Consider the following 16,364-nt stretch of genomic DNA (forward strand, 5'->3'; position numbering starts at 1 on the left):
GCTGCGTGCGGACGCCGCCTATCTCGGCGGCTGAAGCCGCTGGCTTACATGCGAATTGCCAGCGGCTCGGCGACCGGTTTGCCGGCAACGTCGAACATGGCGTCTGCCGGGTACTGCTTGAGTAGTTGGTGGTGCATGCAGTAGAGCGCCAGTTCCAGGCGATCGGAGACGCCGAGCTTGTCGTAGATCTTGCGCAGGTAGTTCTTGATTACCTGTTCGGTCGTGCCGACCTGGTAGGCGATCTCCTTGTTGCGCATGCCGCGCGTGATGCAGGAGATGACAGCGAGTTCCTTGGGCGAAAACTTCATCTGCGCGCGTGGCGAGGTGAGCGCCGTGGCCTGCGAACGGTAGGCCTCAATGACCCAGCCGACCGACTGGTTGTCGATCCAGGTTTCGCCTGCCGCGATTTTGCGGATGCACTTGATCAGCATGTCGGGCGAGATGGACCGCGGCACCACGCCACGAACGCCGCGGCGGTACAGTTCCACGGTGGTGGCTTCATCCACGTCAACGACCTGGACGATCAGCTTGGCATGGGGCGCGCGGCGCACCAGTTCCGGAATGGCGTCAATGGTGCCGGCCAGCAGCTGACCCTCGAGCACGACCACGTCTGTGGGGAAACGCTGCAACGCGGTGTACAGGTTGGACAGCGTTTCAGCCTGGGCGACAACGCGGATGTCGTCTTCCACAGCGAAAACCTTGCGCATGCCAACGCGGTAGATGGCCTGAGAGTCGGCGAGAATCACGCGGATCTCGCTCTCTGAGGCCGACTCACCAGCGACGTTGACAAATTCATTTCCAGTCAAAGCGAGGTCTCCTTCATCCGGTACTGATCGATCATGACGGCCATGCGGACGGGCGATTCTTCCTGCACCCACGCGACGCGGCCGTGACAAACAACACTGATGTCAACGCCGGTGCCCATGGCTTCGGCGGGCAACAACAGCTCCCAATCCAGCTCCGTGCCCACCTGCAGCACGGTGTCCAAAGAAAACAGCATGCCGGTTGAGGAAACGTCGATGGTCGTGGCGGGGACCTCGGTTTCACCGGTGTGCAACTGGACGGGCAACTGCAACGGGAATCGGACGGCGGCACGTACCGGGTCAGCGGAATTGTCGTGAACCGGAGCCGCTTGCCTGCGCGTTACGTACATGCCTAACCTTTGTTACCACAGTCACCGGCGTTGCGGAAGACAAACTACAAAATCAATCCGGCAGAGCCGCCCACCCATTGCTGGTTGCGGTTGTGGTCCACACCCATCATGGCGCCGCGGCCCAGCCGGGTAAGAGTTTGAATCGCCTGCAACTCGCCGCCATCGGGCCAGACGTACATCAGGCGAACCTCGACCTGTGTCATGCCGAACGGCGTGGCGACCGTGGGCGCAAAGGCGACCCGCTGCTGCAGCAGGTAGTTGCCACGCTCCGCCGTTGGGATGCTGTGCAGCGCTTCGTCGCTTGGCGCGAACTCGATGCCCTTGCCGGCAAACGAAAACAGCGGCTTGAACACCCATTGCGATCGATCCTCGGAGATGCGATCACGCCCGCGGCCGTCCATCCAGTCGCTGAGAAAGACAGCCGGCGGCACGAACGGGTGACGCAGGTGCGGCAGCGCAAATTTGCTGATCAGAAAATACCAGTCAGGGTGGCCGGCCCACTCCACGTCCAGGTCGCCGGTCAGATCGAAACCCGGATGAACGGATTTGCGCACCATCTCATCGACGATGGCCCGGTTGTAGATGCGGTGGACCGGCGTTTCCACGCCGTCGCGATCGTAGAAGAGCTTACGGCCGCGCTGACGCACAGCGGTGATGTCGACCGTGCGGATGCCGAGGTGGTCCCCATGGACGTGGAAGTCTGGAAGTGTTTTTTGCTGCTCGGGCGTGACCTCCAGCAGGATGACGTTTTCCGGTGCGTGATCGCCAACGATGACGTCACGCAGCTTCTGCCAGTACGTGGTCTCGTCGATGCCACCCGGGTAGTGTGCGAGCGACGAGGGTAGTTCGAAGTGCTTCGAATACAAGTTGCCCAGCACCGATTGCAAACCGAAGACGGACGGAAACGCCTGCAGTTCGACCAGCCGCGGCTCAAGCGTAGCCAGGTCACCCTGCCATGCGCCTTCGCCTGTGTGTACCAGGCCGAAATCGACGGTCATGAAGTGGGGATGCGCACCCGGCCCGGCGACGCGGAACGCTTTTGGTATGGTGGCGGCCGCCTGCCGCAGATAGGCGGAGTCGTTTAGCAGCTGATGCGTCATCTCCGCGCCGGCATCAATCATTTGCCGCAGCATGGACGAAGGCAGAAAGACCGGCGTTTCCGCGACGCGAATCGAAATCTGCGTGCGCGTGATGCGATCCATGTCCGCGAGCAGATTCCGGTACGCGGTATCGGTGTAGCGCCGGTTGAACTCGTGCCGTAGCTCCGCGATCATGCACGGAGTGTATCGCGGGCCCGAAGGGTCGGTCGTGCCCATCGACCTTACACTTGGTACATGCGGCTTCGCGCACAGTTCCTGTTGTCGGCCTTTGCGGCGGACCAGTTCCCTTCGTTGGCAAAGACGGGCGGTGCGCCCGAGGTGGCGTTTCTGGGCCGCTCCAACGTGGGCAAGTCGAGTTTGATTAACGCGCTGCTGGGCGAAACGCAGGCGCGGGTTTCCTCGACGCCGGGGCGCACACGGTCCATCAACTTTTTCGGATTGTATGAGGAAGCAGCGTCGGGCAAGGTGCGGGCGGAGCCAGCACTTGTGTTTGCCGACCTGCCCGGTTACGGCTACGCGAAGATCTCAAAATCGATCAGTGCGGAGTGGCCGACGTTCATCGACCCATACCTGGTGGAGCGGCCCGAGTTGGCGCTGTGCTGCTGCCTGGTGGACACCAACATTCCACCGCAGGCGAGCGACGGCCAGCTGATCGACTTTCTGCGGGAGGCCGGGCGCGACTTTGTCGTGGTCGGTACGAAGAGCGACCGGCTCTCGAGCAACGCCCTGGGCAAGTCCGTTGCCGCGCTGAAGCGCGAGCACGGTGTGGATGCGGTGCTGCCCTGCTCGGCGAAGCTGGGCAAGCAGGATCGCGGGCTGAAGCAGCTATGGGAACGCATGCTGGCGCTGCAGCACGCCGCGCCGGAGCGCGACTGATTACTTCGCTGCGAGCGCGGCGGAAGCGCCGGTCTGCCGGGCGTCCCAGGTGACAATCTGCTTCAGCTGCTCGTAAGGGATGGCGCCGATCGCGAGCGCGTGGCCGTTGATGACGAGGGTGGGGGTCTGCTCGATGTCCACGTCTTCCGCGAGCTTGATCTGGGCGGCGACCTTGGCCCTGGCGGCGGGTGTGGCGGCGCAGGCCTTGACGGCGGCGGGGTCGGCGCCGGCGGCGGTGACCGCATTGTCGAACGTTTTCTGGGCGAGCTCGGGCGTGAGCGACTCCTGATGCGCGAATACCTGGTCGATGTAGGTGTAGAACGCGGGGTCACCCTTCGCCTGCTGCACGCAATTGCCGTAAGCCGCGCCCTGTGCGGCAAAGGGATGGATCTCAATCAGCGGGAAGTTTTGGAAGACGAAGTGCGCGCCCGGGAAATCGCGCAAGAGGTCCTGGATGATCGGCACGGCTTCCTTGCAATGCGGGCACTGCAGGTCGGCGAATTCGACCAACTCCAGAGTCTTGTTCGCGGCACCGCGTGAGGGACCGTCGGCGCGCGATTGCAGCGTGGCACGCAGATCGTCATAGGGGTGCGGACCGAAGGAGAAGACTGCGTCGGCGATGGCGTGCTTGCCGTCTGGCGTGGTGAAGAAGCGCAGGTTCTCGACCTTGTTGCCCTGGCTCTTGTCGGCGACAAAGACGGTGACCTTGCTGACGTTGGGCGCGGCCGTCTTCTGGATGGCTTCCACGCGCCAGGTGCGGTTGCTGTCGTAGCCCCAGATGACGTTCAGGAAGGCGTTGACGTCGGCGGTGGTGGGCGAGGCGGCGTCGAAGAACTTCGGGTTTGCGGGAGGAAATGGGTCAGCGCTGGCGGGCGCGGTGGGGGCGGTTTGCGCGGTGGGGCTGGCCGGCGTGCCCTGGGCTACGGCGGCAGCGGTGGTGAGAAGGGTGCAAAGCAGAAGAGAGGCGAACTTCATGATGTCCTTATAGCTTTTCGTTCGATGGCGGGCGAGAAGTCAGCCTCAATGCAGAATCGGTCAACAACGCGAGCGAAAATGCAGGTTTCGGTGCAAGCACCGAGTCCACTCCGCAGGACGATGAAGCTGTCCTGCTTCGGTCGAAATGACAAGGTTTTTGCATCGCAAGGCGATTGAGTGCTGAGTGACGGATGCAGTGGCGCAGATCACGCGGAAACTGGAACCTCCCGCGCAATCCTAGGCGTGGATTCGGTGGTGTTGCTGAATGTTGCGGCGAGTGGGAAACGGCGGCCGGTGCCGAAGCTCTTGCGAGTGATTTTGAGCACGGGCGCGGCTTGCTGGCGCTTGTACTCGCTGCGCTGCACGAGGCGAAGGACGCGCTCGACCAGGGCGGGGTCGAGGTGCTGCGTAGAGGCGATCTCGTCGGCGGACTCGTAACGTTCCACATAGGCCTGCAGCAGCGGATCGAGGACTTCGTAGGGCGGCAGCGAGTCGGTGTCGAGCTGGCCGGGACGCAGCTCGGCGGAGGGTGGCTTGGTGATGGTGTTCTCCGGGATGACCGTGCCGTTGCGGTTGGCGTAACGGGCAAGCTGGTAGACACGCGTCTTCCAAACGTCACCGATCACTGCAAGCGCGCCGGCCATGTCGCCGTACAGGGTGCAATAGCCGGTGGCCATTTCGCTTTTGTTGCCGGTGGTCAGAACGAGGTGGCCCAGCTTGTTGGAGACGGCCATGAGCAGAACGCCGCGCAGGCGGGACTGCACGTTCTCCTCTGCAAGCCCGAATGGAGTGCCGTGGAAGACGGGGTCGAGCGTCGTGGTCATCGCGTCAACACCGGCGCGGATGGGAAGGAGCTCGAAGCGGATGCCGAGATTCGCGGCCAGCTCGCGCGCATCGTCGATCGAGTGGCTGGACGAATACTCGCTGGGCATGCCGATGCCCATGACATTGTCCGGGCCAAGCGCCTCAACCGTGATGGCGGCGACCAGGGCGGAATCGATGCCGCCGCTGAGGCCGACCAGGGCTTGTGTAAAGCCGGTCTTGTGCAGGTAGTCGCGGGTGCCCAGGACCAGCGCCTGCCAGTCCTGGGCGATGTCCGCTTCGGCGTTGGGAACGAGCGCGGGCTGGTCGCAGGTGCTGTCGAAAAAGGCCAGGCCGGTCGCGAATGTTTCTGCCTGCGCTGCCAGCTCACCGTCGCAGCGCAAGGCGAACGAGCCGCCGTCAAAGATCAGGCTGTCGTTGCCGCCGACCTGGTTACTGATCGCAACCGCAACATTGTGCCGACGCGCGACCGCGGCGAGCATCTCGCGACGCACGGCCTCTTTGCCCTCCCAATAGGGCGAGGCGGAGAGGTTGAGGATGAGTTGCGGTCTGCGGCCATCGGGCATGCGCTGCTGCATCAGGCGGTCAACCGGGTCATTTTCGTACCAGCGCTCGGGCCAGAAGTCCTTGTCGTTCCAGGCGTCCTCGCAGATGGTGATGGCGAGGACTTCGCCGTCCAGCTCGATCAGGTGCTGCTCGGTGCCGGGCTCGAAATAGCGTTGCTCGTCGAAGACGTCGTAGAAGGGCAGCAGCATCTTTTGCTGCTCCAGCAGAACGCGGCCGCGATCGCACAGGATTGCGACATTTTTCGCAAGTTTGCCCGGGCGCTTGCTCGATTGCAGCGGGCAGCCGAAGAGCATGGCCGGCATGCCGGGGCGGCCGGAGGCCTCCGTCAGCTCGTCTGCGGCGCTCTGCGCGGCTTGCAGAAAGTCGCTGCTTTCGATCAGGTCCTTGGGCGGGTAACCGCAGACGGCGAGCTCGGGAAAGACAACGAGCCGCGCGCCTTGCCGAGCTGCCGCTGCCGCAGTTTGCAGCATGGCTCGCACATTTGCGGCGTAGTCGCCGACCGTGGGATTCATCTGCGCCAGCGCGATCTTCACATTTCTATTCTAGCGGGGCATACGGCCCGGCGCCGGCTAGGTTCCCGTGCCGCTCAGGACAACGCTGAAGGTGCGTACAAGAATTTTCAGGTCGAGCCACAGCGACCAGTTCTCCACGTAGGCCGTGTCGAGCGAGATGTAGTTGTCAAAGGAGGGGTCCTGGCGCGCTTCGACCTGCCACAGACCGGTGATGCCGGGCAGCACATCAAGCCGGCGCAGGTGCGACAGGTCATACTGCTCGACCTCTGATGCCATGGGCGGCCTTGGGCCCACCAGGCTCATGTCGCCGCGCAACACGTTCCAGAACTGCGGCAGCTCGTCCAGCGAATACTTGCGGAGCAGGCGGCCGACGCGCGTAATGCGTGGGTCGTTCGACACCTTGAACAGGATGCTGTCGCGCTCGTTCAAGTGCCCCATGCCCTCGCGCAACGCGTCCGCGTTGGGCACCATGGTGCGGAACTTGTGGCAATGAAAGGTGTGGCCCTTGCGACCGATGCGTTTGGCGCTGTAGAGCACCGGGCCCACGGAGTCGAGGCGTACCGCGATCGCGACGATCAGCAGCAGCGGCGACAGCGCCAGGAGCGCCAGGCTGGAGACAATGACATCCAGCGTGCGCTTGAGCATGAACGCGCCGATCGGAAACTCTCGCCGGTGCAGCGGGATCGTCGGGAACTGGCCAACGTACTCGACGGCCGCGTTCCATGCAAGGCCGTCATACAGGTCGGGCACCACGCGCACGTCAATGCCTAGGCCGCGCGCCTCCTCGACCAGCGAAATCACCATGCGCTTGTCCGCGGGCACGGAAATGAAGATCTCGTCTACAAACAAGGCACGGGCCAGGTGGAGGCAGCTCTTGACGTTGCCGATGATGTCGGGTTCGCCGGACTCGGCTTCGTTGTCAGAAAGCGCGATGAAGCCTTTGAAGCGGAAGCCTAGATGCCGCAGCGATTCCAGGTGGTTGCGCAGCGCCTGGCCGACGCGGCCCGAGCCGATGATGAGCACGTTGCGCGTGTCAATGCCTTCGCGATAGCGGCTGTACACCAGCGAACGCCACAGCGCACGGCGCGCGCACAGCATGGCTCCGGTCAGAAGGACGGACAGGATGACCACGATGCGGGAAACGGCCTCGCCACGCGACAGGTACACGGTGCCGCACAGGATCAGGCCGCTGATGAGCGAGGCCTGCAGCGTCATGCGTTGTTCGTGGAGCCCGCTGCGGTTTTGAATCGGGCCGTACAGACCGTAGGAGCGGGTGAAGAAAACAAGGCAAATTGCGAACCACGCCAGGTACAGGCCGAAGGCGCCCCACAACTGCTGGCGGACGCCGACTGCATCCAGAACGCCGCTGCTTTCGGCCACATCGCTGCGGAAGCGAAGGGCGATCAGGCTGGCGATCAACGCGGTGATCACGTCCAGAAGCGCCCATGCCGTGCCGGTGACGGATGGTTTGCCGAGGAGGCCGACTGCCTGCCGGCCGTTCTCCATGCGCGTTGCGGTGCGCGCAAACGCGGCACGATCGGCAATGTCGTGGGTCATCATAGTTGCGCCTTGGTCAACTGGTCTAAGGCCGCTCTGGGCGGCTCTGTGACGGGGGGTGGACCAAGGAGGAAGGAGAGACCGTCGAACGATGAAGGTCGCCTGTAAGCGACATTTCTGAAATGAGCATAGCGGAAGAAGCACCGGAACGGAACGCCACCGAAGTGGAATTCACCGATTATTTGTATCGACCCGGCCCTGCCGGGGAAGTCGCTATGTGGGATAGAGCAATTCGTCCATCGCCAGAAAGTCGCGTAAGACCTCGTCTTCCGACTTTTCCAACTCGTCCATGGTTCCGAAAAACCGGGCATGCCCCTCATGCAAGAAAAGGACGCGGTCGGCCAGTTTGCGGGCGAACCGCATGTCGTGGGTCACGACAATGCTGGTCAGGTGAAGCTGCCGCTTGAGCCGTTCGATCAGGTCACCCAGCAGGTGCCCCATCAGCGGATCGACCATGGTGGTGGGTTCGTCGTAGAGCACCGCTTCCGGTTGCGCTGCCAGGGCCCGCGCAATGGCGATGGAACGCTTCATGCCGGTAGAAAGATCGCTGGGCAACAGGTCATCCATGCCGGCGACGCCGACCATCTCCAGCAGACCCTTGACCACCTGGCGGATCTGCTCGTCCCCGAGTTCTCCCTTTTCCCGCAGCGGAAAGGCGACATTCTCGCCGACGGTGATGGAGTCGAAGAGCGCGCCGTTCTGGAAGACCATCGTCAGCTTGCGGCGCACGGCCAGCATCTGCTTTTCATTGAAGCCGGTGATCTCTTCGCCGGCGACCTTGATGGAGCCGGAGTCCGGCTTGAGGAAACCCATGAGCATCTGCAGCGATACGGACTTGCCCACGCCGGACCGGCCAAGGATGCACAGCGTTTCGCCGTGGTTGACGCAGAAACTCACATTCTGGAGCACCTTGAAATCGCCGAACGACTTGCAGACATTGTCAAAAGCGATGTAGCTGGCCGAAGCGTTCGCTGTCTGCGGTTCTTCGTTCTGCGTCGCCGTTTCCTGCATGAAGTCGCCGATTTGTTCGGCGACGTCCGGAGCAACTTCATCGACCAGGGGCTTATTCAGCGCCTCTTCATCGACGATGATGGGCGGCGAGTACATGTGCTCGCTGCCGTCGTCAGACTCCGCGGGCGGTGCTTCGCCGGAGGCGTTTGGCTGGTCCGGAGGCGCGGGGTCCTGTCCGGGCGCGTGGGTTTCGCCCGTGGCTGCTGCCCCGGCGTCCTCGCTCCGCCCGGCATCACCGGTCGGCACCTGCTGCTTGTCATCCATCGCTTCTTTCAGATGCGTTCAGAGCCGATTGGTTCGATAGAACCGACCGTTTCCACTGCTGGAGGTCGCTGGGGGTGTTCAGGTTGGTGATTTGCGCTTTCTCGCCGTCGGCGAGGTCCAGCAGGAGCACCTTCTGTCCAAGCGCGCGAGCGCAGGACTGAACGCCAGGCAGGAGCCGCCGCTCCCCTTCCGCGAGCGCCTGGTGCAGAGCGTGACGCAGATCGCGGGAGGCGAAGAGTGGAAGCGGTTCGGCTTGCGCACCGTCCTGGAAGCAGGCTGCAATGGCACTGTTCGCCATCGCGGTGGTGACGAGCTGTCCAAGCAGGCCGGCGGAGGCTTGCGGCTGATCGACGGCAAGCAGCAGAGCGTAGGGTGTGCGGCAGTCCGCCAGTGCCGCCGCCAGGGCCGCAAGCGGGCCGCCATGCTCATGCGCCGTGTCGGAGACCAGGTGCCCATAGCGGGACAGGAGGGCGTCGCGATCGAAATTCGCCGGTCCGCTGAGGATGCGCGTATGGGCGCATACGGCTCGCAGCGTGCGCAAGGCGCGCTCGACCAGCGGTTCCCCATCGTGTTCCAGCAGAGCTTTGTCCTGGCCCATGCGACTGCTGCGCCCACCGGCCAGGACGTAGCCGGTCACGTTGCGCAGGGCCGGGCCGGATGCGGTCACGCCTCTCCGGCAAGCACGAAGAAGCGGATGAGCGATTCGATGCCGCGGTAAAAGTTGGCGAGGTGGAACTTCTCGTTGGGGGCGTGCAGGTTGTCGTCCGGCAGGCCAAAACCCATGAGCAGCGTGGGGATGCCGAGATTGCGCTGAAAGTCGCCGACGATCGGAATGGAGCCGCCGCCGCGCACGAAAACGGTGTCGCGGTGGAAGACCTGCCGCATGGCCTCGGTGGCGCTTGCGACGAAGGGGTTGTCGGTGGAGACCACGACAGGGTCGCCGGAGTGGATGAGCCGGACTTCACTGGTGACGCTGGCTGGAGAGAGGGCGGCGACGGCGTCGCGCAGCATGGTGAAGGCGTCCTGCGGCGTGATGCCGGGCACCAGACGCATGGAAACCTTGGCGGTTGCCTTTGCCGGGATCACCGTCTTGGCGCCGGCGCCGGTGAAGCCGCCGGGCATGCCGTGGACCTCCAGCGTGGGGCGCGACCAGAGGCGTTCGAGGACGGAGTAGCCGGGCTCGCCGGTAAGCGCGGGCGAGCCAACCTCGTGCTCGCGATACGCGTTTTCGTCGAACGGCAACTGTTGCCAGGCGGCTAGCTCGGTGTCGGTTGGCTTCTCAGCCTTTTCGAGGAAGCCGGGGATCAGGATGCGGCCCTCGGCGTCTTTCAGGCCGGTAAGGATCTGCGCCAGGGCGAAGAACGGGTTGGGCGCCGCGCCGCCGTACATGCCACTGTGCAGGTCGGTGCGAGCGCCGCGCACCTCAATCTCGGTGTAGATCATGCCGCGCAGGCCAACGCAGAGTGTTGGCAAGTCCGGGGCAAACATGTCGGTATCGCTGACCAGCGCGACGTCGGCTTCTAGGCTGTCCGGGTGTTCGCGCAGATGGGCCGCGATGGCTTCACCGCCGACCTCCTCCTCGCCCTCGGCGATCACGCGCACATTCACAGGCAGCGGACCTTGCTTCAGCAGAGCTTCCAGTGCCTTCACGTGCATCCAGAGCTGGCCCTTGTCGTCGACGGCGCCGCGGGCGTAGATGTTGCCGTTGCGCACGTCCGGCTCAAAGGGCGGTGTGGTCCACTCGCCGAGCGGGTCGGGCGGCTGCACGTCATAGTGGCCGTAGCAGAGCACGGTCGGCTTGCCCGGGGCGTGAAGACTGTCGGCGTAGACCAGGGGGTGCCCCGTGGTGTCGATCACGCGGACGTTGTCCATGCCGATGCGCTCGAGTTCGGCGGCCAGAAACTCGGCCGCGCGGCGCACGTCCGCCGCATGCTCAGGCAGGGTGGAGATCGAAGGAATGCGGAGAAACGCCTTGAGTTCCTCAAGCGCGTGTTCCTGGTTGCTTGCGGCGAATGCCAACGCCTGTTCGAGCATGCTTCTTGCCTCCTGTAAGTCTGTATAGCTGAGTTTCAATGAAGTGGTTTGTATGAAGGCTTCCGTGGCATTCTGCGCTGTCATTGGAAGGGCACAGCTTCAGCTGTGCCGAATCAAATCATTTCATTCCTCGTTGTCCTTTTTTGTCCGCCGCAAGCGGACAAAGAAGGACAACTTTGCTTGAGAGCGGCTTTGCGGCACAGCTAAAGCTGTGCCCTTCCGGTGCGAAACTCTTGGAACGAGTTCATTTCGACGGTACGCGGATGCAGACGATGCAACAAAGCGGTCAGGTTTGGGATGCGAAGGAGTACGCAGCGAACGGGAGGTTCGTTGCGGACCTGGCGCAGGACGTGGTGGCGCTGCTTGCGCCGGCGCCGGGCGAGCGCATTCTGGACCTGGGCTGTGGCGACGGTGCGCTGACCGAACGGCTTGCCGCCTTCGGCACGGACGTGACCGGCTGTGACCGCGCGCCGGAGATGCTGGCGGCAGCCTCCGCACGCGGGCTGCGGACGGTCGCGGCCGACATGACCGCGCTTCCGTTCGCGCACGAGTTCGACGCCGTGTTCTCCAACGCGGCCCTGCACTGGACGCGTGCGCAACCAACGGTGCTGGCGGGCGTTCATCGCGCGCTGAGACCCGGCGGTCGTTTCGTTGCGGAGATGGGCGGTCTGGGCAACATTGCCGCAATCCGCACGGCGCTGCAGGTGCTGCTGCGGTCCTACGGCGTGGACGCGGAAGAACATGCCGCTTCCTTCTTCCCGTCGGCGGACGAGTACGCTGGCTTGCTGCAGGCAGCCGGATTTCGCGTGAGCAGCATTGCGCTGATCCCGCGGCCGACGCAGCTGCCGGGCGGCATGGATGCGTGGCTACGCACCTTTCGCAATGGTGTGTTACAGCAGGTACCCGAAAGCCGTCGCGAGGCGGTGATCGCCGAAGCCGTGGACCTGCTGTGGCCGGTGCTGTGCGACAGCAGTGGCGTGTGGTGGGCCGATTACGTCCGGCTGCGGTTTCGCGCGGAGCGGGAGTAAGCGAGACTCAGTAGCGCGGCACGGAGCCGTCGATCTCAAGCGACCACTGGTCGATGCCGCCCGCCAGTGACTGTGCCTTGTCGAACCCCTGTTGCCGCAGCCAGTTCGTCACGCTCAACGAGCGCGCGCCGTGGTGGCACATGACCACGACCGCAGCCTCGGGGTCGAGCTCCTGGTGTGCGCGCGCGGGAACGTCGCCCATGGGCATGTTTACGGTGCCGGGCAGCGAAGCGGTGGCAATCTCCCATGGCTCGCGAACGTCTACAACAACAGGCGATTTTTCGTCGCGGCGAAGCGCGGCAAGTTCCGCGACAGAGAGCTCATAGGGCAGCATCTTCACAGCATACGCGCGGCGGCCACAGACGGCATTGCGGCACAAATTGCCGCGTTCTGGGCGCATAAGATGGAAGCAAGGGGAAAACGTGCCACCAAAGAAAGTGCTTGTCGTGGAAGACGAAGCGAACGCCCGCGCCGGGCTTGCGGAGCTGATTACATCGTGGGGCTACCGCACCGAGTCTGCTGCCGACGGCGCCGCGGGATTCGACATGGCGCAACGCTGGTCGCCCGACATTGTGGTGAGCGACCTGATGATGCCGCGCATGGACGGCCTGCAGCTGCTGGACCGGTTGAGCGAGCTGCCGCAGAGCTTTCTCGCGGTGATTCTGACGGCGCACGGCGCGGTGGATTCCGCCGTGACCGCAATGCGCATGGGTGCGTTCGATTATCTGCAGAAGCCGGTGGACCCGGCCAGGCTGCGCACCATTTTGCAGAACGCCTCAGACCAGATCGACAGCAGCGCGGCCCCCGCCGAAAGCGCGCGGCCGGCCCCGCAGGCGCTGCATGAGGACGTGGATCACCTGGGCCCCCTGGTCGGCAGCTCGCCCGCGATGCAGGCAGTTTTCCGCACCCTGGAGCGCATCGCGCCGACAAATGTTTCGGTGCTGATTACCGGCGAAAGCGGAACCGGCAAAGAGCTTGCGGCGCGCGCCCTGCACCAGTTCAGCGGCCGCAAAAACAAGCCGTTTGTGGCGGTGAACTGCGCGGCCATTCCGGAAACGCTGATCGAAAGCGAGATTTTCGGGCACGAACGCGGCGCGTTTACCGGGGCGCAGGAGCGCCGCGCCGGCTGTTTCGAATTGGCGGAAGACGGCACGCTGCTGCTGGATGAGATCGGGGAAATGCCCGCCGGCACCCAAGCAAAGCTGCTGCGCGTGCTGGAAGACCGCAAGCTGCGCCGGCTGGGTGCACGCGAGGAAACCGCGGTCAACGTCCGTGTGATCGCTGCAACGAACAAGGATCCGCAGACGGCTGTGGCAAGCGGCGAACTGCGCGGCGATCTGTACTACCGCCTGAACGTGTTTCACATCCAGATGCCAGCTCTGCGCGATCACGCGGAGGACATTCCCCTGATTGCCGCGTCGATGCTGACCGAGATGAACGCGCGCCACAGCACCCATGTGCCGGGCATCACGCCCCAGCTGCTGGCGCGGCTGCAGACCTACCCGTGGCCGGGCAATGCACGCGAGCTGCGCAACACCATGGAACGTGCCGTGATCCTGGCCGGGGATGAGCGCCTGTCGCTGCATCATTTACCGGAGGGCTTTGGCGAGCCCGGGCACATTCCGCCCGCGCACATGGCTGCGCCCACGGCGTCGCACCCGCCCATCTCAGCCAGCGTGAACGTGCCGCATGCCGGGACCGGGTCCGGAAGCCCGAACATGGTCGAGGTGGCCGTGGGCACGACCGTGGACGAAGCCGAGAAGCAGCTGATTCTGAAGACGCTCGCGTCCACGCGGAACAACAAAACCAGGGCTGCGGAGATACTGGGCATCAGCTCCAAAACCTTGCAGAACAAGCTGAAGGAATACAACAGCGACGCCGGTCGCTGAAGGGTTGCCAGCGATGCGCCTGAAGACCAAGCTCGTGCTGGCCTCAACCGTGTTTTCGACGGTGTTGACGCTGGCGCTGCTTTCCATCTTCTTTGTGCAACTGCTGCGCGTGCGGCTGGACGAGGCCGCCGCCGCGAACACCACACTCGGCCAGGGGCTGATCCTCTCCGCCCGGCAGGCATTGAGCAACGGGCTTGCGGCGCAGCCAGCGGCCGGCTCCGGGGAAGCGTCGCTGGAATCGGCGGTGACCGCTGCCCTGCACCGCGATGCCGCCCTGCGCGAAAACATGGAAGCGATCGTACGTTATGCGCCCACGGTGCAGGACGTGCTGGTCACCGGGGCCAACGGCCGGGTGCTCGTCTCCACCGATCCCCTGCTAGAAAGTGCGCCGCCGCCGCACCGTGCGAGCTTTGATGCCGCCGTGCACGGCACACTGCAGCGGCAACTTGCCCTGATCTTTGGCAGGCCAGAGGTGCTGGATGCCGGCTTTGCCCTGCGCCGCAACGGCCAGCCATTCCTGTTTGCGCACATCGGCATCCGCTCGTCACTGCTGCGCAATGCGCTGGCGCCCTGGTTGAAGGAGGCGGCGTGGATCGGCAGCCTGGCACTGGGCTGCGCGTTCGCGGCGGCGCTGCTGCTGTCGTCGCTGGCCCTGCGGCCGCTGGAACGGATTGTGCGGCGGCTGGAGGCCATCGGGAACGCCGCGGTCCCGGAGCAGACCGAGTCCGCGGAGCCAGCCGTCGGCACGGCCACGGCCGTGCGCAAACGCGATGCCGTGCGGCTGGCGGACAATAGCATCGCACGGATCGACGAACGCATGCGGCGCTCAGAAGAGCTGACGACCGACCTGCAGACCAACCTGTCGCAAATGCTGCACACGCTGCAGGACGGCATGCTGCTGCTGAATGCGGCGGGCGCGGTCATTCTGGCCAGCGATGCTGTGCAGCAGTTTCTGCCGCCTGATAACCAGGTGTCCGCCGGTATTTACCTGGCGCATGTCTTTCCAGTGTCAACGGCGCTGGGCAGCCTTGTGCTGACGGCGCTGCAGGGGCGCACCACATTGCAACGGGCCGCGTCCAACCTGCCCGACGGGAGGCCGGTGGAGGTGTCGCTGACCTTCCCGCCGGTTTCGGTCGGTGGACCGCGGGCCGGCTTTGGCGCCATGCTGACGCTGCACAATGCCGCCGCGCAGCAGGCCGTGGAGCAGGAGATTGAAGTCGGGCGCCGGCTGGCCAGCATCGGCCGGCTCACCGCCGGCGTAGGGCACGAAGTCAAGAACCCCATCAACGCCATGGTGCTGCACCTGGAGCTGTTGCGGGGCAAGCTGCGCAATGCGGAGAGCAGTGACGCGACGCGCCATGTGGAGGTGCTGGCCAGCGAAATGTCAAGACTGGACCGCGTAGTGCAAACGCTTGCCGACTTTACCCGGCCACTGGAAGCGGAGCTGCGCGAGCAAACCCTGCGGCCGATTGTGAACGCTGTCGTTCAGCTTGTCTCCGTCGATGCCGCGGAGCGTGGCATTACCATTGCCGTGCAGGACGGCGCGCCGGGCATTGCCGCCCACGTGGACGGCGAGCTGTTGCATCAGGCGCTGCTAAACATTGTGCTGAACGCCATGGACGCCATGAGCGAGGGTGGCGACCTGAGCGTGAGTTTGCAGCGCAACGCAAACGCGGTGTTCATCGGCGTGCGCGACACCGGCCATGGCATTCCGCCGGAGCTGCTGGACCGCATCTTTCACCTGTACTTCACGACCAAGAGCACGGGAACCGGTATCGGCCTGGCGATGACCTGGCGCATTGTGCAGATGCTGGGCGGCACGGTACAGGTACGGTCAAACACGACACCGGATGCGGGCGATCGCGGTACGCTGGTTTCAGTGGAACTCCCGCTGGGCAAAGGTTCGCGAGGGCGCGGCAGCGCGCTGGAGGCACGCGCTTGAGCGCCCGCCGGCTGGGATGCGGCGCTGCCTTGGTATTGGCTTGCCTGCTCACGGGTTGCCACCATCACGCACCGGTGCGCGCCGTTGTGCCGCCACCGCCGCCACCCGCGAACGCCGGCCCCGTAATGGTCAGCGTGCCGCCACCGACGCATCGTTCCACCGACACGCCCGACAGCATCATGACCAGCAGCAACATTCCGGTGGTCAAGCCGGTCCGGCCTCCACGCCGGTCGTCGCGGCGGTCACAGGCGCAAGCTCCCGCTGTGGCACAGAATGGGCCAACGCCCCCGGCCGTGCAACCTCCCATTGCTTCCACAGCCACGCCGCCCGCACTGGACCTGGGTCAGTTGACGACGAGCACGGATGATCCTGCCGCTACACGTGATGGTGCGGCCCAGGCAATACGCCGCGAACGCGACCGTGTCCGCGCGATTCCCGGACCTGTGCTGTCGGCGCATCCGACCGAGATTGATCAGGCACGCCGGTTCCTGAAGTCCGCCTCCGATTCCTTCAGCTCGTCTGACTACGCGGCCGCGATCGCCCTGACGACCAAGGCGCGAGTTTTGCTGGACGATCTGCTGAAATAAGACGTCCAGCTTTGCATCGCAAAGCTGGACGTCATCATCGTGCGGGC

Annotated in this window: 15 protein-coding genes; 5 read left to right on the forward strand and 10 right to left on the reverse strand. The window is 64.4% G+C overall.

Features of this window, described 5'->3' with window-relative positions; all coding sequences use genetic code 11:
• Positions 1 to 44 precede the first annotated feature (44 nt).
• The 3 genes from ACOFKT_RS10060 to ACOFKT_RS10070 are packed head-to-tail and all read right to left on the reverse strand — an operon-like array spanning position 45 to position 2,427.
• Positions 45 to 806, reverse strand: a complete 762-nt coding sequence (locus ACOFKT_RS10060) for a response regulator transcription factor (protein ID WP_419803861.1) — start codon at positions 804 to 806, stop codon at positions 45 to 47.
• Positions 803 to 1,153: a PilZ domain-containing protein gene (locus ACOFKT_RS10065; protein WP_419803862.1), complete on the reverse strand. Its 351-nt coding sequence runs from the start codon at positions 1,151 to 1,153 to the stop codon at positions 803 to 805. Before ACOFKT_RS10065 ends, ACOFKT_RS10060 begins: the two co-directional genes overlap by 4 nt.
• Positions 1,154 to 1,197: 44 nt before the next feature.
• Positions 1,198 to 2,427: a hypothetical protein gene (locus ACOFKT_RS10070; protein WP_419803863.1), complete on the reverse strand. Its 1,230-nt coding sequence runs from the start codon at positions 2,425 to 2,427 to the stop codon at positions 1,198 to 1,200.
• Between the two features lie 60 nt (positions 2,428 to 2,487).
• On the opposite strand from ACOFKT_RS10070, the gene yihA reads away from it, so the two are divergent.
• Complete coding sequence (gene yihA, locus ACOFKT_RS10075) at positions 2,488 to 3,129, forward strand: ribosome biogenesis GTP-binding protein YihA/YsxC (protein ID WP_419803864.1); 642 nt, start codon at positions 2,488 to 2,490, stop codon at positions 3,127 to 3,129.
• On the opposite strand, the gene ACOFKT_RS10080 is transcribed toward yihA, so the two are convergent.
• The 6 genes from ACOFKT_RS10080 to ACOFKT_RS10105 form a co-directional block, all read right to left on the reverse strand.
• The gene (locus ACOFKT_RS10080; RefSeq protein WP_419803865.1) at positions 3,130 to 4,104 is read right to left on the reverse strand and encodes a DsbA family protein; all 975 of its coding nucleotides are present in this window, start codon (positions 4,102 to 4,104) and stop codon (positions 3,130 to 3,132) included.
• Between the two features lie 206 nt (positions 4,105 to 4,310).
• A complete protein-coding gene (locus ACOFKT_RS10085) occupies positions 4,311 to 6,026 on the reverse strand; it encodes an NAD+ synthase (RefSeq protein WP_419803866.1) in 1,716 nt (571 codons plus the stop codon).
• A gap of 36 nt (positions 6,027 to 6,062) precedes the next feature.
• Positions 6,063 to 7,565, reverse strand: a complete 1,503-nt coding sequence (locus ACOFKT_RS10090; RefSeq protein WP_419803867.1) for a sugar transferase — start codon at positions 7,563 to 7,565, stop codon at positions 6,063 to 6,065.
• Between the two features lie 210 nt (positions 7,566 to 7,775).
• A complete protein-coding gene (locus tag ACOFKT_RS10095; RefSeq protein ID WP_419807146.1) occupies positions 7,776 to 8,669 on the reverse strand; it encodes an ABC transporter ATP-binding protein in 894 nt (297 codons plus the stop codon).
• A gap of 160 nt (positions 8,670 to 8,829) precedes the next feature.
• Entirely contained in the window at positions 8,830 to 9,504 is a 675-nt protein-coding gene (gene mobA / locus ACOFKT_RS10100) for a molybdenum cofactor guanylyltransferase (RefSeq protein WP_419803868.1), read from the reverse strand.
• On the reverse strand, positions 9,501 to 10,871 hold the full coding sequence (locus ACOFKT_RS10105; protein ID WP_419803869.1) for a dipeptidase: 1,371 nt from the start codon (positions 10,869 to 10,871) through the stop codon (positions 9,501 to 9,503). Before ACOFKT_RS10105 ends, mobA begins: the two co-directional genes overlap by 4 nt.
• A gap of 272 nt (positions 10,872 to 11,143) precedes the next feature.
• Between ACOFKT_RS10105 and ACOFKT_RS10110 the strand changes: the two genes are divergently transcribed.
• On the forward strand, positions 11,144 to 11,899 hold the full coding sequence (locus ACOFKT_RS10110; RefSeq protein ID WP_419803870.1) for a class I SAM-dependent methyltransferase: 756 nt from the start codon (positions 11,144 to 11,146) through the stop codon (positions 11,897 to 11,899).
• Positions 11,900 to 11,906: 7 nt separating this feature from the next.
• Here the strand turns inward: ACOFKT_RS10110 and ACOFKT_RS10115 are convergent, their stop codons facing one another.
• Positions 11,907 to 12,299 (reverse strand): rhodanese-like domain-containing protein, encoded by a 393-nt coding sequence (locus ACOFKT_RS10115; protein ID WP_419803871.1) that lies wholly within the window; start codon positions 12,297 to 12,299, stop codon positions 11,907 to 11,909.
• A gap of 22 nt (positions 12,300 to 12,321) precedes the next feature.
• Between ACOFKT_RS10115 and ACOFKT_RS10120 the strand changes: the two genes are divergently transcribed.
• From ACOFKT_RS10120 to ACOFKT_RS10130, 3 genes are read left to right on the forward strand one after another with little or no spacing between them, the layout of a single operon-like run.
• Entirely contained in the window at positions 12,322 to 13,788 is a 1,467-nt protein-coding gene (locus tag ACOFKT_RS10120; RefSeq protein WP_419803872.1) for a sigma-54-dependent transcriptional regulator, read from the forward strand.
• 13 nt (positions 13,789 to 13,801) lie between these two features.
• The gene (locus tag ACOFKT_RS10125; protein ID WP_419803873.1) at positions 13,802 to 15,730 is read left to right on the forward strand and encodes a sensor histidine kinase; all 1,929 of its coding nucleotides are present in this window, start codon (positions 13,802 to 13,804) and stop codon (positions 15,728 to 15,730) included.
• Positions 15,727 to 16,317: a hypothetical protein gene (locus tag ACOFKT_RS10130; protein ID WP_419803874.1), complete on the forward strand. Its 591-nt coding sequence runs from the start codon at positions 15,727 to 15,729 to the stop codon at positions 16,315 to 16,317. Before ACOFKT_RS10125 ends, ACOFKT_RS10130 begins: the two co-directional genes overlap by 4 nt.
• Positions 16,318 to 16,364: the final 47 nt, after the last annotated feature.

Origin of the sequence: Terriglobus sp. (assembly GCF_965201105.1) — a bacterium.
In the GTDB taxonomy this organism is placed as follows: domain Bacteria; phylum Acidobacteriota; class Terriglobia; order Terriglobales; family Acidobacteriaceae; genus Terriglobus.

Bases quoted from the DNA above. Each gene is read 5' to 3' on its own strand.
- ACOFKT_RS10065 (WP_419803862.1), bottom strand. From the start codon at position 1,153: ATGTACGTAACGCGCAGGCAAGCGGCTCCGGTTCACGACAATTCCGCT.
- ACOFKT_RS10070 (WP_419803863.1), bottom strand. From the start codon at position 2,427: ATGATCGCGGAGCTACGGCACGAGTTCAACCGGCGCTACACCGATACC.
- yihA (WP_419803864.1), top strand. From the start codon at position 2,488: ATGCGGCTTCGCGCACAGTTCCTGTTGTCGGCCTTTGCGGCGGACCAG.
- ACOFKT_RS10080 (WP_419803865.1), bottom strand. From the start codon at position 4,104: ATGAAGTTCGCCTCTCTTCTGCTTTGCACCCTTCTCACCACCGCTGCC.
- ACOFKT_RS10090 (WP_419803867.1), bottom strand. From the start codon at position 7,565: ATGATGACCCACGACATTGCCGATCGTGCCGCGTTTGCGCGCACCGCA.
- ACOFKT_RS10095 (WP_419807146.1), bottom strand. From the start codon at position 8,669: ATGTACTCGCCGCCCATCATCGTCGATGAAGAGGCGCTGAATAAGCCC.
- ACOFKT_RS10105 (WP_419803869.1), bottom strand. From the start codon at position 10,871: ATGCTCGAACAGGCGTTGGCATTCGCCGCAAGCAACCAGGAACACGCG.
- ACOFKT_RS10110 (WP_419803870.1), top strand. From the start codon at position 11,144: ATGCAACAAAGCGGTCAGGTTTGGGATGCGAAGGAGTACGCAGCGAAC.
- ACOFKT_RS10115 (WP_419803871.1), bottom strand. From the start codon at position 12,299: ATGCGCCCAGAACGCGGCAATTTGTGCCGCAATGCCGTCTGTGGCCGC.
- ACOFKT_RS10125 (WP_419803873.1), top strand. From the start codon at position 13,802: ATGCGCCTGAAGACCAAGCTCGTGCTGGCCTCAACCGTGTTTTCGACG.